At 73.2% G+C, this 21,522-nt stretch carries 18 protein-coding genes; 8 read left to right on the top strand and 10 right to left on the bottom strand.

The features are described from left to right. Positions 1 to 5 precede the first annotated feature (5 nt). Genes ACIBNE_RS02730 through ACIBNE_RS02705 form a run of 6 tightly spaced genes read right to left on the bottom strand, consistent with a single transcriptional unit; the run spans position 6 to position 5,146 of the window. Positions 6 to 1,145: an acyl-CoA dehydrogenase family protein gene (locus ACIBNE_RS02730; RefSeq protein ID WP_399268731.1), complete on the bottom strand. Its 1,140-nt coding sequence runs from the start codon at positions 1,143 to 1,145 to the stop codon at positions 6 to 8. A 13-nt stretch (positions 1,146 to 1,158) separates the two neighbouring features. Further along, complete coding sequence (locus ACIBNE_RS02725; RefSeq protein WP_399268729.1) at positions 1,159 to 1,533, bottom strand: ectoine synthase; 375 nt, start codon at positions 1,531 to 1,533, stop codon at positions 1,159 to 1,161. After that, a complete protein-coding gene (gene trpA, locus ACIBNE_RS02720) occupies positions 1,530 to 2,363 on the bottom strand; it encodes a tryptophan synthase subunit alpha (RefSeq protein WP_399268727.1) in 834 nt (277 codons plus the stop codon). Before trpA ends, ACIBNE_RS02725 begins: the two co-directional genes overlap by 4 nt. Beyond that, positions 2,360 to 3,385 (bottom strand): anthranilate phosphoribosyltransferase, encoded by a 1,026-nt coding sequence (locus tag ACIBNE_RS02715; RefSeq protein WP_399268725.1) that lies wholly within the window; start codon positions 3,383 to 3,385, stop codon positions 2,360 to 2,362. The genes trpA and ACIBNE_RS02715 overlap by 4 nt, the downstream gene beginning before the upstream one ends. A gap of 2 nt (positions 3,386 to 3,387) precedes the next feature. After that, positions 3,388 to 3,651 carry an acyl carrier protein gene (locus ACIBNE_RS02710; RefSeq protein WP_399268723.1) on the bottom strand — a complete coding sequence of 88 codons (264 nt, stop codon included), beginning with the start codon at positions 3,649 to 3,651 and terminating at the stop codon, positions 3,388 to 3,390. Between the two features lies 1 nt (position 3,652). Beyond that, positions 3,653 to 5,146: an AMP-binding protein gene (locus tag ACIBNE_RS02705; RefSeq protein ID WP_399268721.1), complete on the bottom strand. Its 1,494-nt coding sequence runs from the start codon at positions 5,144 to 5,146 to the stop codon at positions 3,653 to 3,655. Between the two features lie 518 nt (positions 5,147 to 5,664). On the opposite strand from ACIBNE_RS02705, the gene ACIBNE_RS02700 reads away from it, so the two are divergent. The 8 genes from ACIBNE_RS02700 to ACIBNE_RS02665 are packed head-to-tail and all read left to right on the top strand — an operon-like array spanning position 5,665 to position 19,801. Next, positions 5,665 to 7,371 (top strand): condensation domain-containing protein, encoded by a 1,707-nt coding sequence (locus tag ACIBNE_RS02700; RefSeq protein ID WP_399268718.1) that lies wholly within the window; start codon positions 5,665 to 5,667, stop codon positions 7,369 to 7,371. After that, entirely contained in the window at positions 7,368 to 11,534 is a 4,167-nt protein-coding gene (locus ACIBNE_RS02695; protein ID WP_399268716.1) for an amino acid adenylation domain-containing protein, read from the top strand. Before ACIBNE_RS02700 ends, ACIBNE_RS02695 begins: the two co-directional genes overlap by 4 nt. Next, on the top strand, positions 11,531 to 14,695 hold the full coding sequence (locus ACIBNE_RS02690; RefSeq protein ID WP_399268714.1) for an amino acid adenylation domain-containing protein: 3,165 nt from the start codon (positions 11,531 to 11,533) through the stop codon (positions 14,693 to 14,695). Before ACIBNE_RS02695 ends, ACIBNE_RS02690 begins: the two co-directional genes overlap by 4 nt. After that, positions 14,695 to 15,066 (top strand): nuclear transport factor 2 family protein, encoded by a 372-nt coding sequence (locus tag ACIBNE_RS02685; RefSeq protein WP_399268712.1) that lies wholly within the window; start codon positions 14,695 to 14,697, stop codon positions 15,064 to 15,066. Before ACIBNE_RS02690 ends, ACIBNE_RS02685 begins: the two co-directional genes overlap by 1 nt. Before the next feature lie 4 nt (positions 15,067 to 15,070). Next, positions 15,071 to 15,913 (top strand): hypothetical protein, encoded by an 843-nt coding sequence (locus ACIBNE_RS02680; protein WP_399268710.1) that lies wholly within the window; start codon positions 15,071 to 15,073, stop codon positions 15,911 to 15,913. Beyond that, a complete protein-coding gene (locus ACIBNE_RS02675; protein ID WP_399268708.1) occupies positions 15,910 to 17,796 on the top strand; it encodes an amino acid adenylation domain-containing protein in 1,887 nt (628 codons plus the stop codon). Before ACIBNE_RS02680 ends, ACIBNE_RS02675 begins: the two co-directional genes overlap by 4 nt. Continuing rightward, on the top strand, positions 17,793 to 19,052 hold the full coding sequence (locus ACIBNE_RS02670) for a cytochrome P450 (protein ID WP_399268705.1): 1,260 nt from the start codon (positions 17,793 to 17,795) through the stop codon (positions 19,050 to 19,052). The genes ACIBNE_RS02675 and ACIBNE_RS02670 overlap by 4 nt, the downstream gene beginning before the upstream one ends. Further along, positions 19,049 to 19,801: a thioesterase II family protein gene (locus ACIBNE_RS02665; protein ID WP_399268703.1), complete on the top strand. Its 753-nt coding sequence runs from the start codon at positions 19,049 to 19,051 to the stop codon at positions 19,799 to 19,801. The genes ACIBNE_RS02670 and ACIBNE_RS02665 overlap by 4 nt, the downstream gene beginning before the upstream one ends. 79 nt (positions 19,802 to 19,880) lie before the next feature. On the opposite strand, the gene ACIBNE_RS02660 is transcribed toward ACIBNE_RS02665, so the two are convergent. From ACIBNE_RS02660 to ACIBNE_RS02645, 4 genes are all read right to left on the bottom strand, one after another. Then, positions 19,881 to 20,078, bottom strand: a complete 198-nt coding sequence (locus ACIBNE_RS02660; protein WP_399268701.1) for an antitoxin — start codon at positions 20,076 to 20,078, stop codon at positions 19,881 to 19,883. A 76-nt stretch (positions 20,079 to 20,154) separates the two neighbouring features. Then, positions 20,155 to 20,421, bottom strand: coding sequence for a GlsB/YeaQ/YmgE family stress response membrane protein (locus tag ACIBNE_RS02655; RefSeq protein ID WP_399268699.1), 267 nt, complete (start codon positions 20,419 to 20,421; stop codon positions 20,155 to 20,157). Between the two features lie 55 nt (positions 20,422 to 20,476). After that, positions 20,477 to 20,656, bottom strand: a complete 180-nt coding sequence (gene tatA / locus ACIBNE_RS02650; protein WP_399268697.1) for a twin-arginine translocase TatA/TatE family subunit — start codon at positions 20,654 to 20,656, stop codon at positions 20,477 to 20,479. A 70-nt stretch (positions 20,657 to 20,726) separates the two neighbouring features. Continuing rightward, a complete protein-coding gene (locus tag ACIBNE_RS02645) occupies positions 20,727 to 21,374 on the bottom strand; it encodes a hypothetical protein (protein ID WP_399268695.1) in 648 nt (215 codons plus the stop codon). Positions 21,375 to 21,522 lie beyond the last annotated feature (148 nt).

Here is a 21,522-nt window from a genome sequence, read left to right as displayed (position 1 = left end):
GGGCGTCACAACCCCAGCATCGACGCGATGCGGTTGCGCTGGATCTCCGACGTGCCCGAGTAGAGGGTGCTCGCGGTCGCGTCCCGCAGGTCCTTCTCCAGGCCGCACTCCGTGAGGTACCCCTGGCCGCCGAAGATCTGCACGGCGGCCTGCGCGGAGGCGACGTTGCTCTCGCTCGTGAGCAGTTTGCTGGTGGCGACGTCCGTCGTGACGTTCTCGCCGTCCGTCAGCCGCCGTGCCGTGTCGTAGAGCCACTTGCGGGCGGTCTCCAGGCCGGTCCGCATGTCCACGATCCGGTGGGCGACGGCCTGGTTGGCGCCGATCGGCCTGCCGAACTGGGTGCGGGTCCTCGCGTGCTCGACGCAGCGCTCCAGCCGGTGCCCCATCTGCCCCGCGTTGATGACGAAGGAGCAGAGGATCTCCCACTTCATGACGTGGTCCAGGACCAGGAAGCCGGAGCCGATCCGGCCGACGACGGCGGACGCGGGGATCCGGCAGTCGTCGAAGTACAGGTCGCCCAGCGGGGACGTGCGCAGGCCCATCTTGCCGACGGGCGCGCCGACGGTGAGCCCCGGGGTGTCCCGCTCCACGAGGAAGGCGGTGATGCCCAGCGGTCCGCCGTCCGGGTGCGTCCTGGCGTACACCACGAACACGTCGGCCACCGGGCCGTTGCTGACGAAGCACTTGCCGCCGCGCAGCACGAAGTCCTCGCCCTCGCGCGTGGCCGTCGTCCGCATGGCCAGCGCGTCGGATCCGCTCTCCGGCTCGGTGATCGCGTGCGCCCCGATCGTCCCGCCCGAGCAGATCCCGGGCAGGTAGCGCTGTTTGAGCGCCGGTGAGCCGAAGCGCTGGAGGGGGACGCCGACGCTGACCATGTGGGTGGCGACCGAGAAGTTCAGCCCGCCGTCCCGGCATCCGGCGCCCAGTTCCTCCAGGACGTACATGGTGGTGAGCAGGGACTGGCCGAGTCCGCCCCACTGTTCGTCGAAGGGCAGGCCGAGGATCCCGGTCCGCTGGATCAGCTTCCACTGCTCGTACGGGAAGGCGGCGGCCGCGTCCCGCTCGATGTGGCCCGCGCTGAGTGCCTCGTGCCAGTGGCGCAGGCCTTCGCGCAGGGCCTTCTGGTCGGCGTTCCATCGCATCATGCGTCGGTCCCGTTCAGTACTGGGAGAACTCGGACGAGTCCAGGCTGTGCCGTTCCCCGCCGTGCAGCGCGGGCGAGAAGACGCAGACCAGCCGCAGGTCCTCGTCCGGTCCCGCGACCAGGAAGTGGGCGTCGTGCTGGTCGAGCGCGTAGAGCGTGCCGGGTTCGATCGCGTGGGACGTGCCGGCGGAGTCGATCACTTCGCCCGTGCCGCTGATGCAGTAGCACGCCTCCAGGTGACGCCGGTACTCCAGGGGGGACTTGGTGCCCGCCCGTACCGTGGTGTCGGTCAGCGAGTAGCCCATGCCGTCGGACTCGACCAGGAATCTGCGGCTGAGGCCGTTGCCCCAGTCGACGGCCGCCACATCGTCAAAACGTCGGACAATCATGGGGTGGAACTCCTGCCTGGTTCGGTGGTGCGGTTCTGTCGTGCGGGAAGAAGGGTTCGTACGAAGGTGTGGAACTCGTCGACCACGTCGACCTGTTGGGCCAGGGCGCGCTCGACGCGGGCGACGCCGGCGCTGCCCACGACCGCGGCGTCGGCGCCCAGGGCGTGCACCCTCTCGATGTCGTCCCTGGTCCTGATGCCGAAGCCGACCGCGACGGGGGCGGTCGTCGTCCCGCGCAACCGCGCGAGGGCGTCGGCCAGTCGGGGGTTCTCGGCGGCGGGTCCGCCGCCGCTGCGGCCGTAGTGGGCCACCAGGTAGAGGTACGCGGTGGCGTGTGCGGCCGCGTCGGCCCTGACCTCGGCGGTGGAGCTCGCGTAGCAGGTCGCCACCAGCGGCAGGCCCGCGTCCCGTGCCGCTTCGCGGCAGCCGGTCCGCAGCCGTGGCGGCAGGCCGTGGACGAGCAGCCCGTCGGCGCCCGAGTCGGCGACCCTGCCGACGAAGTCCGGCAGCGGCATCGGTTTGACGGTGTGGCTCCAGTCCGCCAGCAGCGCCACCCGCAGGTGGCTCAGGCGGGGCCGGACCAGGCGCAGGAAGTCGAGCACCTCGTCGAGGCCGACGCCCTGCGCCAGCGCCCGGCGCGCGGAGCGCCGGTTGGTCTCCCCGTCCGTGACCGAGTCGGGGAAGGGCACGGCCAGTTCCAGGCAGTCCACCCGGCAGTCGTCGAGCATCCGCACGAGGTCGGCCAGGACGGGCAGGGGCGGGTCCCCCGCGTTGAGGAACAGGGCGAGGCCGGGCGCGCCGGGCTCCCGCCGCGCGAAGAACCCGCTCATCGCGGTCCCCTCCCGCCAGCGGCCGTGTCCGCCCGCAGCCGGTTGACGAGGTCGAGTGCGGCGCCGCCGGTCAGGGCGTCGGCCGCGGCCGCCCTGGCCTCGTCCCAGTCGTCGACGAGCCCGCTCGCGACGGCGAGTGCGGCGGCGTTCAGCGCGACGGTGCGCGTCGCGAGCCGCCCGCCCCCGCCGCGGAGCACGTCGAGGAAGTGCTCGGCCACCTGGTCGGGGCGGCCGACCGGCCGCAGGCCGGTGAGGGTGGTGCCGCCGGGCGCGTCGGCCCGCAGGTGCCGCGTCGTGCCGTCGTTGACGTGGATGACGTTGTCGACGGAGCTGACCAGTTCGTCGACCCCCAGGGCGTTGCCGCAGAGCCAGATCCTCCGGTCGGCCGTGCGGTCGGCGACGTACCGCAGCCGGGGCAGCAGCGCGTGGTCCGCGACGCCGATCAGCTGGTACGACACGGGCATCGCCGCCAGGAACGGCCCGACCGCGTTGACGAACCGGCCGAGCGTGCGCGGGTCGAGCGGCAGGACGCTCTTCGCCAGCAGCATCAGTTCGCGCGGGTACACGAAGGGCCCGGGGAAGGCGATGCCGTACCGGTCCAGTGCGGCACCGGTCTGTTCGTACGAGGCGGTCAGGGGGATGCCGAGCAGTTCCAGCAGGTCGTGCGAGCCGCAGGTGCTCGTACAGGCGCGCGAGCCCGTCTTGACCACGCGCACCCCCAGCGCGGCGGCGACGAACGCCGCTGCGGTGGAGATGTTGAAGGTGCCGGGGCCGCCGCCGGTGCCGACGATGTTGGCCGCGCCGTCCAGCCGCGCGACGGGCCGGGGGCGGCGTTCCTCCAGCGAGCGCAGGAATCCGTGCAGGGTCTCCCGGTCCGGCATGCGGGTGGCGAGCGAGGCCAGCAGCGCCACCGTCTCGCCGCGCCGCAGGCCGCCCTCGTGCAGCCGGTCCCAGAAGGACCGCCACATCTCCTGCTCGACGGGCCGTTCCCGGGTGAGCAGTGCCAGGGGCACTTCGTGCATCGCTACTCGGTCCCTGCCTGTTGCGCCCGCGCCCGCTCGATGAAGGAGCCGATCGCGCCGACGGTGCGGAAGTGGTCGGGGTCGAGGTCGATCTCGTCGGCGCGCAGGTCGAACCTGTCCTCCAGCCAGGCCATCGTCTTGAGCAGGCCGAGGCTGTCGATGACCCCGCCGGCCACCAGGTCGTAGTCGGAGGCGAGTTCGTCGATGCCGACGTCCGGCAGGAACTCCTCGATGATGAACTGCTTGACAACCGTGTCGTGCGACATTTCAGCGTTCCTTCGTTCGACCGTGCGGGGGGTGGGCCTTCTCGACGAGTGCGCGGGAGATCTTGCCGGTGGACGTCCGCGGCAAGGGGTCGTCCACGATCAGCAGGGTCGTGGGGATCGCGGTGGCGGGCAGCAGTCCGGCGCAGTGGCCGCGCAGCCGCAGCGTGTTGAGTCCGCTGCCGGGGGCCCGGCGGACGACGCCGTGCAGGAGGCGGCCCGCGACGGGGTCGGGCACGGGCAGCACGGCCGCCTCGACGACCTCGGGGTGCTTGAGCAGCACCTGTTCGACCTCGTGGGTGTTGACCCGGGCGCCGCGCACCTTGACCTGGTGGTCGTTGCGGCCTTCCAGGGTGATCCGGCCGTCGGGGTCGCGGCGCACCAGGTCGCCGCTGCGGAAGTAGCGCCGTTCGCGCTCCCCGTCGAAGTGGGTGACGAACTTCTCCGCCCCGCCGCCTCCTCCGAGGTAGCCCTCGGTCTGGAACGGTGTGCGGACGTGGAGTTCGCCGGTGCCGGGTCCTGACAGGATCCCGCCGTCGGCGTCGACGATCACGGCGTGCACTCCGGGCAGGGGCCTGCCGATGGGGACCGGGCGATCCAGCGCTTCGGCGCGGTCGACCTCGTGGAGGAAGCTGTCGTTGGTCTCGGTGCAGCCGTAGACGTTGGAGAGCCGTGCCCTGCCGAACAGTCCGGGAAGCCGGGCGAGGCAGCGGACGGGCATGCTGTCTCCGGTGAAGACGGCGTGCTCGACGGCGTCGAGCCGCAGGCCGCGCCGCTCGGCCGCGTCGGCGAGCAGTTGGTAGAACATCGGCACCGCTTGGACGATCCGGACGTCGTGGTCGGCGACGAGGTCCAGGAGGTGGCGGCCGTCGGTGGCCCGCGCGGGGTCGACCAGGACGACGCGGCCGCCGTTCTTGAGCGTGGTCCAGACGTCCAGCAGGCACAGGTCGAAGTTGAGCGGCGCGTAGTTGAGCACGGTCGTTCCCCGGCGGATGCCGAAGTGCTCGCCCGCCCAGTCGGTGAAGCGGTCCACCGCGCCCGTGCTCAGCGGCACGACCTTCGGCTGCCCGGTGGAACCCGAGGTGGTGAACATGAAGGACACGTCGGACTCCGCGGGCGGGTGCGGTCCCGCCTGCGCGCCCTGCCCGGCCGGGGGCGCCGCCGGGTCCAGCGGTGTCAGCACGTGCGAGCAACCTGCCTGCTCGGACAACCGATCGCGCGTCTCAGCCGTCAGCAAGGGTGACAGCAGGAGAAACCGGCGTCCCTCCATCAGACAGGCGAGCACCAGTGCGATCACCGCGGGCGACTTGGCGGCCAGGACGCCGATCGGCTCCTCCGCGCCCGGCGCGAGCCGGACGAGCCGCGCGCGCTCCCGCTCCGCCAGCTCGCGCAGTTCGCGGTAGGTCGTCCCTTCTCCGTGCCAGACCAACGCCGGGTCGTCGGGGTGACCTTCGGCGTGAGAAATAAAGGAACTCACCAAGTTCCGCTGTCGCGTCATGACTTCTCCGAGTTCCTGGAGTTCCCTCGCGCAGGCGCATCCGCATGCCCGCAACAGGGGTCTCTAAAGCATTGGACTCAGGCGACGACCCAAATGAAAGAGCACCGACAAAACGCTCTTCGGGCAGCACCGAATTACCGAGCAATACTGCCCGGTAATATTTGAGCCGAGTCTGTCCCGCCGATCGCACACAGCGCTCCCACGCCCCCGAGAGCACATCCGACCAGCGACTACGCCTGAACTTCCCCGCCGTCGGCACCCGGGCAACCGTTTATCTCATGGCCCGGAACAGCGGGTTGGCGTTCGACGACGTGATGCTAACCATCGATCCTGTCGGGATGCAACGAAAAGATTTATTGATGGCGGACCGCCTACGTGATCTTGCCGAGCCGGGCGGGCGTCGACTAGCGTCGTTCTTACTGTTCGCGACGTAGCGAATCAGCGGGGGGCTTTCCATGTCTTTGCGGAGTTCCCGAACACCGCGAAAGTTCCCGAACGCCGCGAAAGGTGAATCCGTCATGCCTTCGTCCGAACGGTGCGTGGAGTCTGCGGCAACGTTGTCGTTCGCGCAACAACGACTGTGGTTCCTCGACCGGCTCAGACCCGGCAGACCCGACCACAACGTGCCGGTGGCGATCCGCCTCGAAGGCCCCCTGGACCGGGGGGCGCTGGTGTCGGCGCTGACCGAAGTGGTGCGCAGGCACGAGGTGTTGCGCAGCAGGATAACCGTGGTCGACGACAGTCCGTACCAGGTCACCGAGCCGGTCGACACGTTCGTACCGACCCTGACCGATCTGACCCGCCTGCCTGTGGCGCGGGCGGAGGAGCGGGCCCGCGCGTGGGTGGCCCAGGACGCGGCGACCCCCTTCGACCTCGGTACGGCCCCGATGGTGCGCGCCCGGCTGGTCCGCGTCGCCGACGACGACCACCTGCTGGTGCTCGTGTTCCACCACATCGCCGCCGACGGCTGGTCGGTCTCGGTGCTGTGGCAGGAGTTCTCCGCCGCGTACCGGGCCGCGGTCGCCGACGAGCCCTTCGACCTGCCCGACCTTCCCCTCCAGTACGAGGACTTCGCCGACTGGCAGCGGAAGTACCTCGACGGCCCCGCCCTGCGGCAACAGCTCGACCACTGGCGGGAACGGCTGGCGGGAACGGGCCCGGCCCCGCTCCCCACCGACCGGCCCCGCCCCGCCCTGTGGTCGGGACGCGGGGACCAGGTCGACGTGGAGTTCCCGGCGGAACTCACCGAGCGGATACGCGCGCTGGGGCGCACCCACGAGACGACCCCGTTCATGACGCTGCTGGCCGCGTTCCAGCTGCTGCTCGCGCACCACTCGGACCGGCCCGACGTCACGGTGGGCACCCCGATGTCCGGGCGGACCCGCATCGAGGTGGAGCCGCTGATCGGTTTCTTCGTCAACACCCTCGCCCTGCGCACCGACTTGTCGGGCGACCCCAGCTTCACCGAGGCCCTCGCCCGGGTGCGCCGCTGCGCGGTGGACGCCTACGCCCACCAGGACGTGCCCTTCGACCGCCTGGTGGAGGAACTGCGCCCGGAGCGCGACCTCGGCCAGCACCCCCTGTTCACCGTCATGTTCCAGCTGGAGGGGCCGCCCCCGCTCCCCTCCGGACTGCCCGGACTCGACGTGAGCGCCCACGACGTCCCGTACGAGATCGTCAAGTTCGACGTCGAGGTCTCCCTCACCGACCGCGGCGACCGCTTCACCGGCGCGCTCCGCTACGCCGCCGACCTCTTCGACCGCGGCACCGTGGAGCGTCTCGCCGACGACTACCTGAAGCTGGTCGGCCTGCTCGTCGACGACCCCGAGCGTCCGGTGTCCCACTGGGCGGCGCACCTCTCCCCGCGCGCGAACCGGTCCGCTTCCGGGCCCAGGCCGGACGGCGCGGGCCCGGTGGCGCCGGACGGCGCGCGGCCCACCGAGACCGAACTGCTCGTCATGGACGTCTGGGCCGAGGTGCTGGACGTCGCTCCCGGCAGCGTGCACGACGACTTCTTCGCGCTGGGCGGACACTCGCTGGTCGCCGCGAAGGCCATGTCACGGCTCGGCCGGGCGCTCGACGTCGAACTGCCCCTGCCCCTGTTGTTCTACCACCCCACCGTCGCGGAACTGGCCCAGAGCATCGAAGCGGCGCTGCTGGCGGACCTCGACAGCACCCACTCCCACCCGGCCCCGCTTCCCGCCGGAGAGGACCAGCGACCATGACGCAGCACCAGGGCCGCCCCGGCCCCGACACGCCTCCCGACCCCGGCCGGGCCGCTGCCGCCCGCGCCCTGCTCGACCAGCGCGTCAGCGCCGCCCGGCGCCGTGCCGCCGAGGGCGGCGCCGCGGCGTCCGGAGTGCCGCGCCGCCCCGAGGGCGCGCGCACGGCCTCGTACACGCAGGAGCGCATGTGGCTGGTCGAGCACCTCTCCGAAGGCTCCGCCCTCTACAACGTCCATGAGGTCTTCCGGCTGCGCGGCCCCCTCGACACCGCCGCGCTCGGACACGCCTTCTCGGACCTGGTGCGCCGCCACGAGGTGCTGCGCACGGTCTTCACCGAGCGGGACGGCCGCCCCGAGCCCTCGGTCTCCCCGGCGGAACCCTGCGAACCGGCCCTTGTCGACCTGCGCGCCGCCCCCGGAGCGGACACCGTGGAAGAGCACGGCGAGGACACCGGGGAGGAGCACGGCGAGGGCACCGGGGAAAGCCGCGTCGAGGACCGCGTGCGGCGGGCCCTCGCGCTCGCCCACGACGAGATCCGGCGCCCGTTCGACCTGACCCGCGCCCCGCTGCTGCGCGCGACGCTGATCCGGATCGACGAGGACGACCACCTCCTGGTGGTCGTCGTCCACCACATCGCGGTCGACGGCTGGTCGATGCCGCTGCTGTGGAACGACCTCTCCGCGATGTACCTGAGCCGGACCGGGGGCCGGGAGCACGAACTGCCCGCGCAGACGATCCAGTACGCGGACTTCGCCCACTGGCAGCGGGACCGGCTCGCCGGCGAGCGGCTGCGGGAACAGCTCGACCACTGGCGCGAGCGGCTCGCGGACGTGGCCACCCTGGACCTGCCCACCGACCGGCCGCGCGGCCCGGTCCGTTCGGGGCGCGGCGAGCGGGTCACCTTCGCCTTCCCCGACGAACTGGTGGACCGGCTGCGGCTGGTGGGGCAGCGGCACGGCACCACCCTGTTCATGACGCTGCTCGCCGGTTTCCAGGCGCTGCTCGCCCGCTACAGCGGACAGCACGACGTGGCGGTCGGCACGCCGGTCGCGGGCCGCTCCCGCCCCGAACTCGAAGGGCTGGTCGGCGCGTTCATCAACACGGTGGTCGTCAGGACCGACCTGTCGGGCGACCCCGGCTTCGCCGAGCTCCTCGGCCGGGTCCGCCGCACCGCGGTCGACGCCTACGCCCATCAGGACGTCCCCTTCGAGCGGCTCGTCCAGGAGCTGCGGCCGGACCGCGGCGCCGACCGCAACCCGCTGTTCCAGGTGCTGTTCGCGGGCCTGTCCGGCGACGCCGCCCGCCCCCGGCTGCCGGGCGTCGAGGTGGAGCAGGTCGAACTGGACAACGGCACCGCCAAGGTGGACCTCAGCCTCGTGGTGGCCGAGCGGCCTTCGGGCACGACCGGCACCTTCGCGTTCGACCGGGACCTCTTCGACCGCCCGACCGTGCGGCGCCTGGTCGGCCACTACCTGCGCCTCCTCGACAGCGCCGCGAACGACCCCGGCCTCCCCCTCTCCCGGCTGGAGCTGCTGACCGGGGCCGAGCACGAGGACCTGCGGGAGGCGGCCGGCGAAGCCGAGCCGGTCCCCTCCGAACTGTGCCTGCACGAGCTGGTCGAGCACCACGCGCGGCACACCCCCGAAGCACCCGCCGTCCACTGCGGCGACCGGCGGCTCACGTACGGGGAGCTCGACCGCCGCGCCAACCGCCTGGCCCGGCACCTGCGCGACCGGGGCGCGGGCCCCGAGTGCCTGGTCGGCGTGTGCCTGCCCCGGTCGGTCGACCTGGTCGTGGCCCTGCTGGCCGTGCTCAAGGCGGGCGCGGCCTACCTGCCGCTCGACCCCGAACTCCCCGAGCGGCGCCTGGCGTTCATGCTGGCCGACGCGCGGGTACCGCTGCTGGTCACCGAGCGGTCGCTGGCCGACCGGCTCCCGCGAAGCGGCGCCGACGTGGTGTGGACGGACACCGAGGCGGAGCGGATCGCGGCGTGGCCCGACGAGCCGCTGCCGCCCCTCGCGGTGCCCGCCAACCTCGCGTACTCGATCTACACCTCGGGCTCCACGGGCCGCCCCAAGGCCGTGCTGGTGCCCCACGAGGGCGTCGTCAACTACCTGGTGGTACGCGGCCGTCAGCTCGGCCTCGACCGCACCGACGTCGTCGCTTCGGTGGCGTCGATCTCCTTCGACGTCCTCGTCCCGCAGGTCTTCATGCCCCTGGCCAGGGGCGCGAGCGTGGTGATCGCCCCCTCGGAGGTCGCCGTCGACGGGCCGCGGCTCGCGGACATGCTGCGCCGGTTCGACGTCACCACCCTCATGGCTACCCCGGCCACCTGGCTGCTGCTGCTCGACAGCGGCTGGCGGGGCGGCAGGTTCCAGGCGATCTGCGTGGGCGAGGCGCTCCAGCCCAGGCTGGCGCGCCGACTGCTCGGCGTGGTGTCGACCCTGTGGAACGGCTACGGCCCCACCGAGGCGTCCGTCGGCGCCGTCACCCACCGCGTGGACGCCGAGCGGGACCTGGACGGGCCCGGGGCCTCCGTCCCGATCGGCCGCCCGCTCGGCAACCTCCGGGTCCACCTGCTGGACCGGGCGGGCAACCCGGTGCCGGTCGGCGTTCCCGGCGAGATCCACATCGGCGGCGTCGGGGTCACCCGCGGGTACGCCGGCAGGCCGGGACTGACCGCCGAGCGGTTCGTCCCCGATCCGTACGGCAGCGGCGGGCGGCTGTACCGGACGGGCGACCTGGCCCGGTACCTGCCGGACGGCAGCCTCGTCTTCCTGGGCCGCACCGACGAGCAGGTGAAGGTGCGGGGGTACCGCATCGAGCTCGGGGAGATCGAGGCCGCGCTGTGCGCACTGCCCGGCGTCACCAGGGCCGTGGTCACCGTGCGCGGCACCGGCGCCGACGCCGAGTTGGCGGGGTACGTGGTCCGGCAGGACGCCGGAGGGGATCCCGACGTGCTCCGGCAGGACGCCGGGGAGAATCCCGACGCGCACCGGCAGGACGTCGGTGGGGATCTCGCCGCGCTTCGGCAGGCCCTGCGCGAGTCCCTGCCCGAGTTCATGGTCCCCGCGACCCTGACGGCGCTGGACCGGCTTCCGCTGACCACGAACGGCAAGGTGGACCGCGGCGCCCTGCCCGCACCCGCCCGCCGGGACCCCGCCGCCCCTGTCCTGCCCCCGAGGGACGTGCTGGAGCTCCGGATGGCCAGGATCTGGCAGCGCGTCCTGGGCTCGGCGGAGGTCGGCGTGCGCGACAACTTCTTCGACCTGGGCGGGCATTCGCTCAGGGCGGTCCGGCTCATGGAGGAGATCGACCGGGAGCTGGGGGTGCGCGTACCGCTCAACACGGTGTTCCGCCACCCCACCGTCGAGGCCCTGTGCGCGGAACTGCCCGCAGCACCGGCCGCACTGCGACGGCTCCTCGTCCCCCTGGTGGAGGGCGGGGCGGGGCGGGCACCGCTGTTCCTGGTGCATCCGCAGAGCGGCGGCGTGGCCGGTTACCTCCCGCTGACGCGGCTCATCGGCACGGACCGGCCGGTCTTCGGCATCGAGGCCGTCGGCTACGGCACCGACGAGGAGCCGCTCGGCACCGTCGAGGAGCAGGCGGAGCGCTATCTCCGCGAAATGCGGAAGGTGGCGCCCGAGGGGCCGTACCTGCTGATGGGGTGGTCCTTCGGCGGGCTCGTCGCCTTCGAGGTGGCGCGGATGCTGGAGGAAGCGGGCGAGGCTCCGGCGTTCCTCGGGATCATCGACGCCGGGGCGCCGGGCGCGCCGCGCGGCGACGGCGCCGGCGACGGCGCCGGAAACGGGAGGGCGCCGTTCAGGATCGGTGCGGGGCCGGGCGAACTTCCCGCCCCCGAACGTTCCGAGCTGCTGGGCCGCATGGAGCGCGTCTTCGCCGCGAACGGCGAGGCCGGTTCGCGCTACCTCTCGACGGCGGTGCTGCGTACGCCGGTCCACCTCTTCGTGAGCACCGACGTGCACCCCACGCGCCGCACCCCCAAGGTGCGTCCCGCGCTGTGGCAGCGGCACACCGACGGCGGGCTGAGCGTGTTCGACGTGCCGGGCAACCACTTCGACATGCTGTCGGACCCGTACGTCGACACCTTCGCCAAGACCCTCTCCTCGGTCCTCTCCCCCTTCAGGAGGGTCGCGACATGAGTTCGCCACTGACGTCGGCGCAGTCGGGCATCTGGTTCGCCCACCATCTGCACGCGGGGAGCCCGGCGTACAACACGGGCGAGTACTTCGACATCCCGGGACCGGTCGACCCGGACCTGTTCGAGCGCGCGGTACGGAGCGTGGTGGACGAGACCGATTCGCTGCGCGTGCGGTTCAGCGCCGACGCGAACGGTCCCCGGCAGGTCGTCGTGCCCTCCCTCGACTGGTCGATGCACCGGGCCGACCTCCGCGCGGCGCCCGACCCGCACGCGGCGGCCGTGGCGTGGATGCGCGAGGAGCTGGCCACCCCGGTCGACCTCGCGCGCGGCCCGCTGTTCCGCCAGGCCCTGTTCGAGCTCGCGCCGGACCGCTTCCTGTGGTACCAGCGCGTCCACCACATCGTGGTCGACGGGTTCAGCATGTCGCTCGTCGCGCGGCGCGTGGCCAAGACCTACACCGCGCTGGCCGACGGCGCCCCGCTCAGGGGCCCCGCCTTCGGCCCCCTGGACACCCTCCTGTCCCGTGACACCGCCTACGCCGGGTCCCAACAGCAGGCGCTGGACCGGGAGTTCTGGCGGGGCCGACTGTCCGACCACACGGATCCGGTCAGCCCGGCGGGCCGCCGCGCCACGCCGTCGGGCGGCTTCCTGCGCCGTACGGGCGACCTGCCCGCCCCCGCCATGGCCGCGCTGCGCGGCGCCGCACGACAGTCGGGCGCGACCTGGCCCGCCGCGTGGATTGCCGCGGTCGCCGCGTACCTCCACCGCCTCACCGGCAAGCGGGACGTCGTGCTGAGCGTGCCCGTGACGGGGCGCACCGACCCCGCCGAGCTGGCCGTTCCCGGGATGGTGGCCAACGTGGTGCCCCTGCGGCTGCGCGTACGTCCCGAGCGGGGGCTCTCCGCGCTCGTCCGGCAGGTGGCCGACGAGACGGCCGCGTCGCGGCAGCACCAGCGCTACCGGGGCGAGGACCTGCGCAGGGACCTGGGCCAAGAGGGGCCGGGGCAGGTCACGTTCGGCCCCGTGGTCAACGTCATGTCCTTCTACTACCGGCTGGAGTTCGCCGGTGTCCGCGCCACCGCGCACAACCTCTCCAACGGGCCGGTCGAGGACCTGTCCTTCTCCGTCTACGACCGGTCCGACGGCAGCGAGCCGCGCGTCGACGTCGACGCGAACCCCGCGCTCTACTCCGATGCCGAACTGGGCGCGCACCAGAGGCGGTTCCTGCACTTCCTGGGGGCCGTGACCGCCGATCCCGACCGTCCGCTCGGTGGTTTCGACGTCCTCACCCCGGGCGAGCGGCGGCGGACGGTCGTGGAGCGGAACGACACCGCGCGCCCGTTCCCGTCGACGACGGTGCCCGGTGCCTTCGCCGCGCGGGCGGCGCGCGCCCCGGGTGCGACGGCCGTGGAGTTCGGCGACACCGTCCTTTCGTACGGGGAGCTGGAGGCGCGCGCCAATCGGCTGGCGCACCGGCTCGTCGCGTCGGGGGTACGCGCCGAGGACAAGGTCGCCGTGCTCATGGAGCGCTCGGTCGAGGTGGTGGTGGCGGTCCTGGCGGTCGCCAAGGCGGGCGGCGCCTACGTCCCGCTGGACGCCCGCTCCCCCGCGGCCAGGCTGCGCCACGTGCTGGCCGAGACCGGTGCGAAGGTGCTGCTCACGCACCGGGCCACCGCAGGCCACGGACTCACCGGCCAAGCACGGGAGTTGGCGGTCGACGCCGTGGACCTGTCCGCCGAACCGGCCGACGCCCCGCGCGTACCGCTGCACCCGGACCGCCTGGTGTGCGTGCTGTACACCTCGGGCTCCACGGGCACGCCCAAGGGCGTGGCCCTCAGCCACCGCAACGTCCTCGGCATGACGTCGGACCGGTGCTGGCTGGGCGGGGAGCCGCCCCGGGTGCTCGCGCACTCCCCGCACGCCTTCGACGCGTCGACGTACGAGTGGTGGGTGCCGCTGCTGAACGGCGGCCGGGTGGTCGTGGCTCCGCCGGGCGACCTGGACCTCGCGGCGTACCGGCGCCTCGTCGCCGGGGGCCGGGTCGGCGCGCTGTGGCTGACGGCCGGGCTGTTCCGGGTGTTCGCGGACGAGTGCCCCGAGGCACTGGCGGACGTCGGCCAGGTGTGGACCGGCGGGGACGTGGTCCCGGCCGACGCGGTGCGGCGCGTGCTCGACCGGTGTCCGGACTCGGTGGTCGTCGCGGGGTACGGGCCGACCGAGGCCACCACGTTCACCACGCGCACGGTCCTGCGGCCCGGCGGGCCGGTGCCCGACGTCGTGCCGATCGGCCGCCCCATGGACAACAGGCGGGTGTACGTACTGGACGGGTCGCTGTCGCCGGTGCCGCCCGGCACCGCCGGTGAGCTGTACGTCGCCGGGGCGGGCGTGGCACGCGGCTACCTGAACCGGCCCGGGTGGACCGCCCGGCGCTTCGTGCCGTGTCCGTTCGGTGCGCCGGGCGACCGGATGTACGGCACGGGCGACGTGGTGCGCTGGGGCGCCGACGGTGAACTCGAATTCCTCGGGCGCGTCGACGACCAGGTCAAACTCCGGGGATTCCGGATCGAGTTGGGTGAGATCGAGGCGGTGCTGGCCGGTCATCCCGACGTCGCCCAGGCGACCGTGCTCGCGAGCAGGGACGAGGCTTCGGGCGAGAAGCGGCTGATCGGCTACGTGGTACCGGCCGGGGCCCGGGAGTTCGACCCGCGGGCACTGCGCGAGCACGCCGGGGCGGCGCTGCCCGACTACATGGTGCCCTCGGCGCTCGTCGCCGTGGCCGCCTTCCCCCTGACGCCCCGGGGGAAGATCGACCGGTCCGCCCTTCCCGTGCCGGATCCGGCTCCCGGGCCGTCCGCCGGGCCCGCGCCGGACAGCCCGGCCGAGCGGGACATGTGCGCGCTGTTCGCCGAGGTGCTGGGGCTGCCTTCGGTGGGCGTCCACGACGGCTTCTTCGCGCTCGGCGGGAACTCGCTCCTCGCGACGCGACTGATCAACCGGGTGCGGGCGAGGACCGGCCGGGAACTCACGCTGGGCGCGCTGTTCGACGCGCGTACCCCGGCCCGGCTGGCCGAGGCGGTCGCGGGCGCGCCCGAGGCCCTGACCGTGCCGGGGCCCGCCCGGCGTTCCACCGCACAGACGAAGAGCACAGGGAGTGTCTCGTAATGGTCCAGACGACGGACGCGCTCGGGGTGTCCCGAATACGCCGCTACTACGAACTCGTCGACGCCGGGGACATACCGGCGCTGGTCGACCTGTTCGCCCCGGACGCGCACTACCGCCGCCCCGGCTACCGGCCCCTGGTCGGACACGCCGAGCTGGAGCGCTTCTACCGGGAGCAGCGGGTGATCCGCGAAGGCACGCACACCCTGTCCACCGTGGTCGCGTCGGACGCGGAGATCGCCGTCCACGGCCTGTTCGAGGGCGTGCTGCACAGCGGCGACCGGGTGGAGCTGCGGTTCGCGGACTTCTTCCGCATGGCGCCCGGGGGCCGCATCGCGTCCCGGGACACCTTCTTCTTCGTCCCGGCGGTGTGAGCCGGTGGGCACACCACAGGACGGCACCGGCACGATCCGCGTCGGCCGCCGCCACAACGGCCCGCCGGACAGCGGCAACGGCGGCTACGTCTCCGGGCTCGTCGCGCGGCACGCGCGCCGGATGCTGGAGTCCGGGGAGCCCGGGGACTCCGGTGAACCCCGGGAGCCCGGGTCCTCCGGGTCCTCCGGGTCCTCCGGGTCCCCCGGGGACGACGTAGTGGTCCAACTGCTCCTCCCCACGCCGCTGGACGCCGACCTGCGACTGACCCGGGCCGGACGCCGGGTCCACGTCTGGCACGAAGACGTCCTGATCGCCACCGCCTCGTCCCGGGCGCCCGGCGCCGACGCCCCCGAACCGGTCGGCGCCGAGCTGGCGGAGCGGGCGTCGCGGGAGTACGCGGGGCGGGGCGCGGCCAACCGCTTCCCCACCTGTTTCGTCTGCGGTCCCGCGCACCCGGACGGCCTGCGGCTGGCCCCCGGGCCCGTGCCGGGCCTGGCCGATCACGTCGCCTGCCTCTGGACGCCGGACGCCACCACCGACGACGGCACGGGAACCGTCGCCGAGGAGTTGGTCTGGGCGGCGCTGGACTGCCCGGGGGGCTGGACGCTCGACCCGCTGCGCAGCCCGCTGCTGCTGGGCCGGATGTCGGCCCGGATCACCGCGCTCCCCCGCGTCGGCGAGACCGTGGTCGCGGTGGGCCGGGGCGCCCCCGTACCGGGCCGGGTCCAGACCTGCACCACCGCACTCTTCCGGCGCGACGGAACCGAACTGGCCCGCTCGACGGCGACATGGGTCCGGCTGGACCCCACGGCACCACTCCAGGACACGAAAGCGGAAAACAGTTGACCAAGACGGTCTCCACCACGGACATCACCGGTGCTCCCGGGTTCATCGGCAGCGGGGAACCGCCGTTCGCCGCGCGGCTCCTGCACGAGCTCGTCATCGAGCGGGCCGGGCTGACCCCCGACGCGCCCGCGGTGACCTGCGACGGCCGGACCCTCACGTACCGGCAGCTGATCACCCGCGCCCAGGACCTCGCCGAGCGGCTGCGGGCCGCGGGTCTCGCGCAGGAGGACGTGGTCGGCGTGCTGATGCGGCGGTCCCCCGAGCTGATCGTGGCGCTGCTCGCCGTGCTCGTCGCGGGCGGCGCCTACCTCGGGCTCGACCCGGACGACCCGCAGGGCCGCAGGAATGCGCTGCTCAAGGACGCCGACGTCACGACGGTCGTCGTCGACGACGAACTCCGGGACCTGGTCCCCGGCGGGATCACGGCGGTGTCGGCGGACGCCCCGGCGCCGCGGCCGGCCGCCGGACCGACGGTCCCGCCGCTCCCCGGCCACCCCGACCGGCTCGCCTACGTGAGCTACACCTCGGGCTCCACCGGCGAGCCCAAGGGGGTCGCCGTGCCGCACCGGGCGGTCGACCGCCTCGTGCGCGGCGCGGACTGGATGGAGGTGCGGCCCGGGGACGTGTTCTTCCACATCGCGCCGATCGCCTTCGACGCCTCCACGCTGGAGATCTGGGCGGCCCTGGTCAACGGCTGCCACCTGGTCGTCTACCCGCCGGTCGCGATCACCATGGAGCGGGTCGCCCGGACGGTGCGCGCCGAGGGCGTGACCGTGCTCCTGCTGACGACGGGGCTCTTCCACCGGATGGCGGGCTCCCGGCCGGACGCGTTCGCCGGGGTGCGGCACGTCCTCACCGGTGGCGACGTGGCGTCGCCGAGCCACGTGGGGCGGCTGCTGGCCGCGTACCCGCAGCTGGTCTTCACCAACGGCTACGGGCCGACCGAGAACACCACGTACACCACCTGCTGGACCAGCAGCACCCTTGAGGCCGGACAGAGCGTGCCGATCGGCCGCCCGATCAGCGGCACCAGGGTCGCCGTGCTGGACGGCGAGCTGCGCCCCGTGCCCGCGGGCGAGTGCGGCGAGCTGTACGCGGCGGGCGCCGGGCTCTCGCGCGGGTACCTGCGCCGCCCCGGCGCGACCGCCGAACGGTTCGTGCCCGACCCGTTCGGGACCGAGCCCGGTGCCAGGATGTACCGGACCGGCGACCTGGTGCGCTGGACCCCCGACGGCACGCTGGAGTTCGTCGGGCGCGCGGACGAGCAGGTCAAGGTGCAGGGCTACCGCGCCGAACCGCGCGCCGTCGAGGCCGAGCTGGAGCACCTGGCCGGGGTGCGGCACGCGGTCGTGCTGCCGCAGGCCGACCCGGCGGGCGGCACCAGGCTCCTCGCCTACGTCGTGCCGACGGCCGCCGATCCGGACGACGCGCTCGGCCTCGGCAGCCGACTGCGCCTGGAGCTGCGGGAGAAGCTGCCCGCGTACCTCGTGCCGTGGGCGATCCTGATCCGCTCCGAGCTGCCCCTGAACCGCAACGGCAAGGTCGACCGGCGGGCCCTGCCGACGGCCACCCGGGTGCCGCGCAACGTGGGCAACGAGTTCGTCGCGCCGCTCACCGCCGTACAGTCGCGGCTGTGCGAGCTGTGGGGCGGGCTCCTGGGCGTCGAACCGGTCGGCGTCGAGGACGACTTCTTCGACCTCGGCGGCCACTCGCTGCTGGCCACCGAGCTCCTGGTGGCCGTACAGAAGGAGTTCGGCGTGGACGTGCCCGCGCAGACCCTGTTCTTCTCGCCCACGGTGGCCGAGTTCGCCGTGGCGCTCGCCGAGCGGTTGGCGGAGCGGGACCGGCCGCTCGCCGGGCAGGACCAGGAGCCGACCCGATGACGACGTCCCCTTCCAGCGGGCGGTGTCCCGTCTCAGCGCCGCGGCAGGTCGACCTGATCGACCCCGACCTCTACCTGGGGGACGGGGCGCACGAGGCGTGGCGGCACCTGCGCGCGCACGCCCCGGTGAGCTGGCAGCCGGTCGGCGACATCGGGTACTGGTCGGTCGTCGGCCACGCCGACGCCTGCCGCGTCCTGCGCGACCACGGCACGTTCACCTCCGAGCAGGGCACGCTGCTCAACCTGCTCGGCAAGGGCGACCCGGCCGGCGGGCGGCAGATGGCGGTGACCGACCCGCCCGCGCACGCCCGACTGCGCGGCCCGCTGCAACAGGCGCTGTCCATCAAGGCCGTGGAGAACGACCGGGAGCGGATCCGGCGCACCGTCACCGGCCTCATCGGCCCCCTCGCGGACGGCGGCACGTTCGACTTCGCCGCCGCCATGGCCGCCCTGCCCATGGGGGTGATCGGCGCGATGATGGCGCTGCCCGAGGAGGACTGGCCGCGGCTGACCCGGCTGACCTACGCGTGCATCGCGGCGGACGACCCGGAGTTCCGGCTCGCCCCGAGCCCGCAGGCCACCCTGCGGGCCGCCCACCGCGAACTCTTCGCCTACTTCCAGGACGTCGTCACCCGGCGGCGGCTCGCGCTGGGCGACGACCTGATCAGCGTGCTGCTGACCATGGAGTTCGACGGGCGTCCGCTGTCGCCGGGCGAGATCGTGTCCAACTGCTACAGCCTGCTGCTCGGTGCGACCGTCACCACGGCCCAGCCCCCGAACGCGGCGATGGCGGCGCTCGCCGGGACCCCGGTCCTCGACGACTGGGCCGCGCATCCCGAGCTGTTGAACAGCGGCGTGGAGGAGTCGCTGCGCTGGGCCTCGCCCACCCAGCACTTCATGCGCCACACCACGCGCGACGTGGAGCTCCAGGGGGTACGGATCCCCGCGGGGGACCCGGTCGTGGTGTGGCTGGCCTCGGCCAACCGCGACGAGAAGGCGTTCACCGACCCCGACGTCTTCGACATCCGGCGCGCCCCCAACAAGCACATCGCGTTCGGCGTGGGCGCGCACTACTGCATCGGGCACACCATCGCCCGGGTGACCCTGCGGGTCCTCTTCGCCGAACTGCTCGCCGGGTTCACCGACTTCGCCCTCGCCGGTGATCCGGTACGCCTGCGCTCGAACGTCATCGCGGGGTACGCCCACCTGCCGATCACCGCACGGCCCCGTCCCCGTACAGAAAGCCCCAGGCGATGACCACACCCGCTCCCCCGGCCGGTCCGATCCGCAAGAAGTGGTTCCTGCGCGAACCCTCGCCGACGGCCGAGGCACGGCTGTTCTGCCTGCCCTACTCGGGGTGCGGCGCGAGCATGTACCGCCGCTGGCCCGCCTCGGTCGACGGCGTCGAGATCTGCCCGGTGCAGCTGCCCGGCCGGGAGAACCGCATGCGCGAACCGGCCTACGCCACGTACGAGTCGATGGCGGACGACCTGGCCGAGGCCCTGCTCCCTCATCTGGACCGCCCCTACGCGCTCTTCGGCCACTGCGGTTCCGCGCTGGCGGCGTACGAGACGGCGGTGCGCCTCGCCCAGCGGGGGCACCCCGCCCCCGCCCGGCTCTTCGTCTCGTCCGAGGTGGCCCCGCAGGACGGCCCGTACGGCCGCTTCCTGGAGATGACCGACGGGGAACTCGCGGACGAGCTGCGCGAGTTGGTCGCGGAGCTGGGCGGCACCCTGGAGCCGACCCTGCTCGATCTGTACCTGGGCGTGCTGCGCAAGGACGTCGACATGAACAAGCGCTACCGGGTGCCCGAGCCGGTCCGGCTGCCGTCGCCCGTCACCGCGATCGGCTGGAGCGAGGACAGCGGTATTCCGGCCTCCCTCATGAAGGGCTGGTCGGCCTGCGGCGACACGAGCTTCGCGCTGCTGGAGGGGGGCCACTACCGGTTCATCGACGCACCGGACGAGCTCCTGTCGCTCCTGACGTCGGGCCTGCGCCCCGCGTGAGCGCCCCGCACCACGCGGACGGCCCCCGCCGCGACACTCTCCGGTGTCGCGGCGGGGGCCGTCCGCGTGGTCCCGGCGGCTACTTGCCCTTCTCGCCCAGGCCCTGGATGAACCCCTTCGCCTTCTCGACGCCGGTGTCGATCTTGTCGCTGTGCTTGTGGCCGGTCTTGTCGTCGACGACGTCCCCGACCTTCTCCAGCCCCTGGCTGACGGCGTCGCCGTGCTGGGCGGCCAGCTTCGTCGCCTTGTCCTTGAGGTCCTTCAGGCTGTCGAACATGCTTCAGCCACGTCCTTTCTTCCATAGCGCGACGGCCCCGGCGGGACCGCCGCGGCCTTCTGTCGGGTCGGGTGCCTCACCTGCGGGAGTTGCCGAACAGCAGCCGGTAGGCGATGAGCAGGACGAGGGACCCGCCGATGGCGGCGCCCCACGTCGCGAGGTCGAAGAACTGGTTCTCCACCGGCCGGTCGAGGAACTTCGCGGAGAGCCAGCCGCCGGTGAAGGCGCCCGCGATCCCTATGAGGGTGGTGCCGACGAGGCCGCCCGGATCGCGTCCCGGCAGGAGGATCTTGGCGATGACCCCGGCCAGGAGCCCGAGGACGATCCAGCTGACGATGCCCATGAGGTGAGCTGCCTTCCTGTGCGGTGTGGTGTCCGGTAGAGGTGCCGGAGCCGGTTCAGGCGCGCGGCGCGTCGGTCTCGGCGGACGGCGCGGGGCGGGACTTCATCGCCTCGGCCTCGCTCTTGAGGATGCGGGCCGACTTGCCCATGGAGCGCGCGAGCTCCGGAAGCTTCTTGGCGCCGAAGACGAGGACGACGACGATGAGCAGGATGGCGATTTCGCTGATGCCGAGCATGGGCGTCCGTCTTCTCCGGGTAGGGGGCGGCCTGGCAGGGGGCACCCGGTAAGGGGCAACCCGGTTGAATCTACATCACTGTAGAAGTTGACGGCAGAGGTGAAGGCCCGGCACCGGCGGACGACCTCAACCGCGTACGCAGGAAGGGCAGGAAGCCCCGCTCCAGCAGCGCCTCGCGCCACGCCGCACGGGCCCGCTGGACGTCGTGGACGTCCGGCTCGTCGGCGGCGCGCTGCCGGACCGCGGCGACGAACAGCGCGGAGACGGCGGCCGCCGCCGCCAGCACGGCCACCGCCAGGGCCACCCAGCCGGTCGCGACGAGCGCGTCGGCCAGGGGCTGCCGCGTGCCGGTCAGCCGCAGGGCGAACCCGAGCAGGAGGAAGATGACCGCCGCCCCCGCGGACAGCACCGGCGTGAGCACCGCCAGCGCGGTCAGCAGCCCGTGCCCGACGGAAGCGGATCCGCCCGGCCCGCGCACGGCGCCCGTTCCCCGCGCCCCCGGGGCCCGCAGTCGGCGCAGCGCCGCGTACTCGGCGGCGGCCGCGGCCGCGATGCCGTCCGCCGCCGCCAGCGCCCCGCTCCGCAACTGTTCCTCGGTGATCCGTGACGTCGGTCGCCGCAGGGCCGCCCGGACGTCGGGATCGGCGAGCGCCTGTTCCAGGACCTCGTCGAAGTCGGCCCTGTCGGCCGCCTCCAGGCAGGCCAGTTCGTTGTCCATGGAGACCCCCCGGCCTATGCCCGGCCTGTGCGTACGTCTTGTCGATGTCCAGCTCCCGCGAGCGGCGGAAGCTGAAATCTACAGCACTGTAGAAGTTGACGTGAGGGTTCCGGGTACAGACCGGCGTCCGGTGTGCCGGGCACGGGCG

This window comes from Streptomyces sp. NPDC050504 (genome assembly GCF_044458065.1).
Taxonomy (GTDB): Bacteria; Actinomycetota; Actinomycetes; order Streptomycetales; family Streptomycetaceae; genus Streptomyces.
Note: the sequence above shows the minus strand (reverse complement) of the source record. Positions and strands in the feature narration are given on the sequence as shown.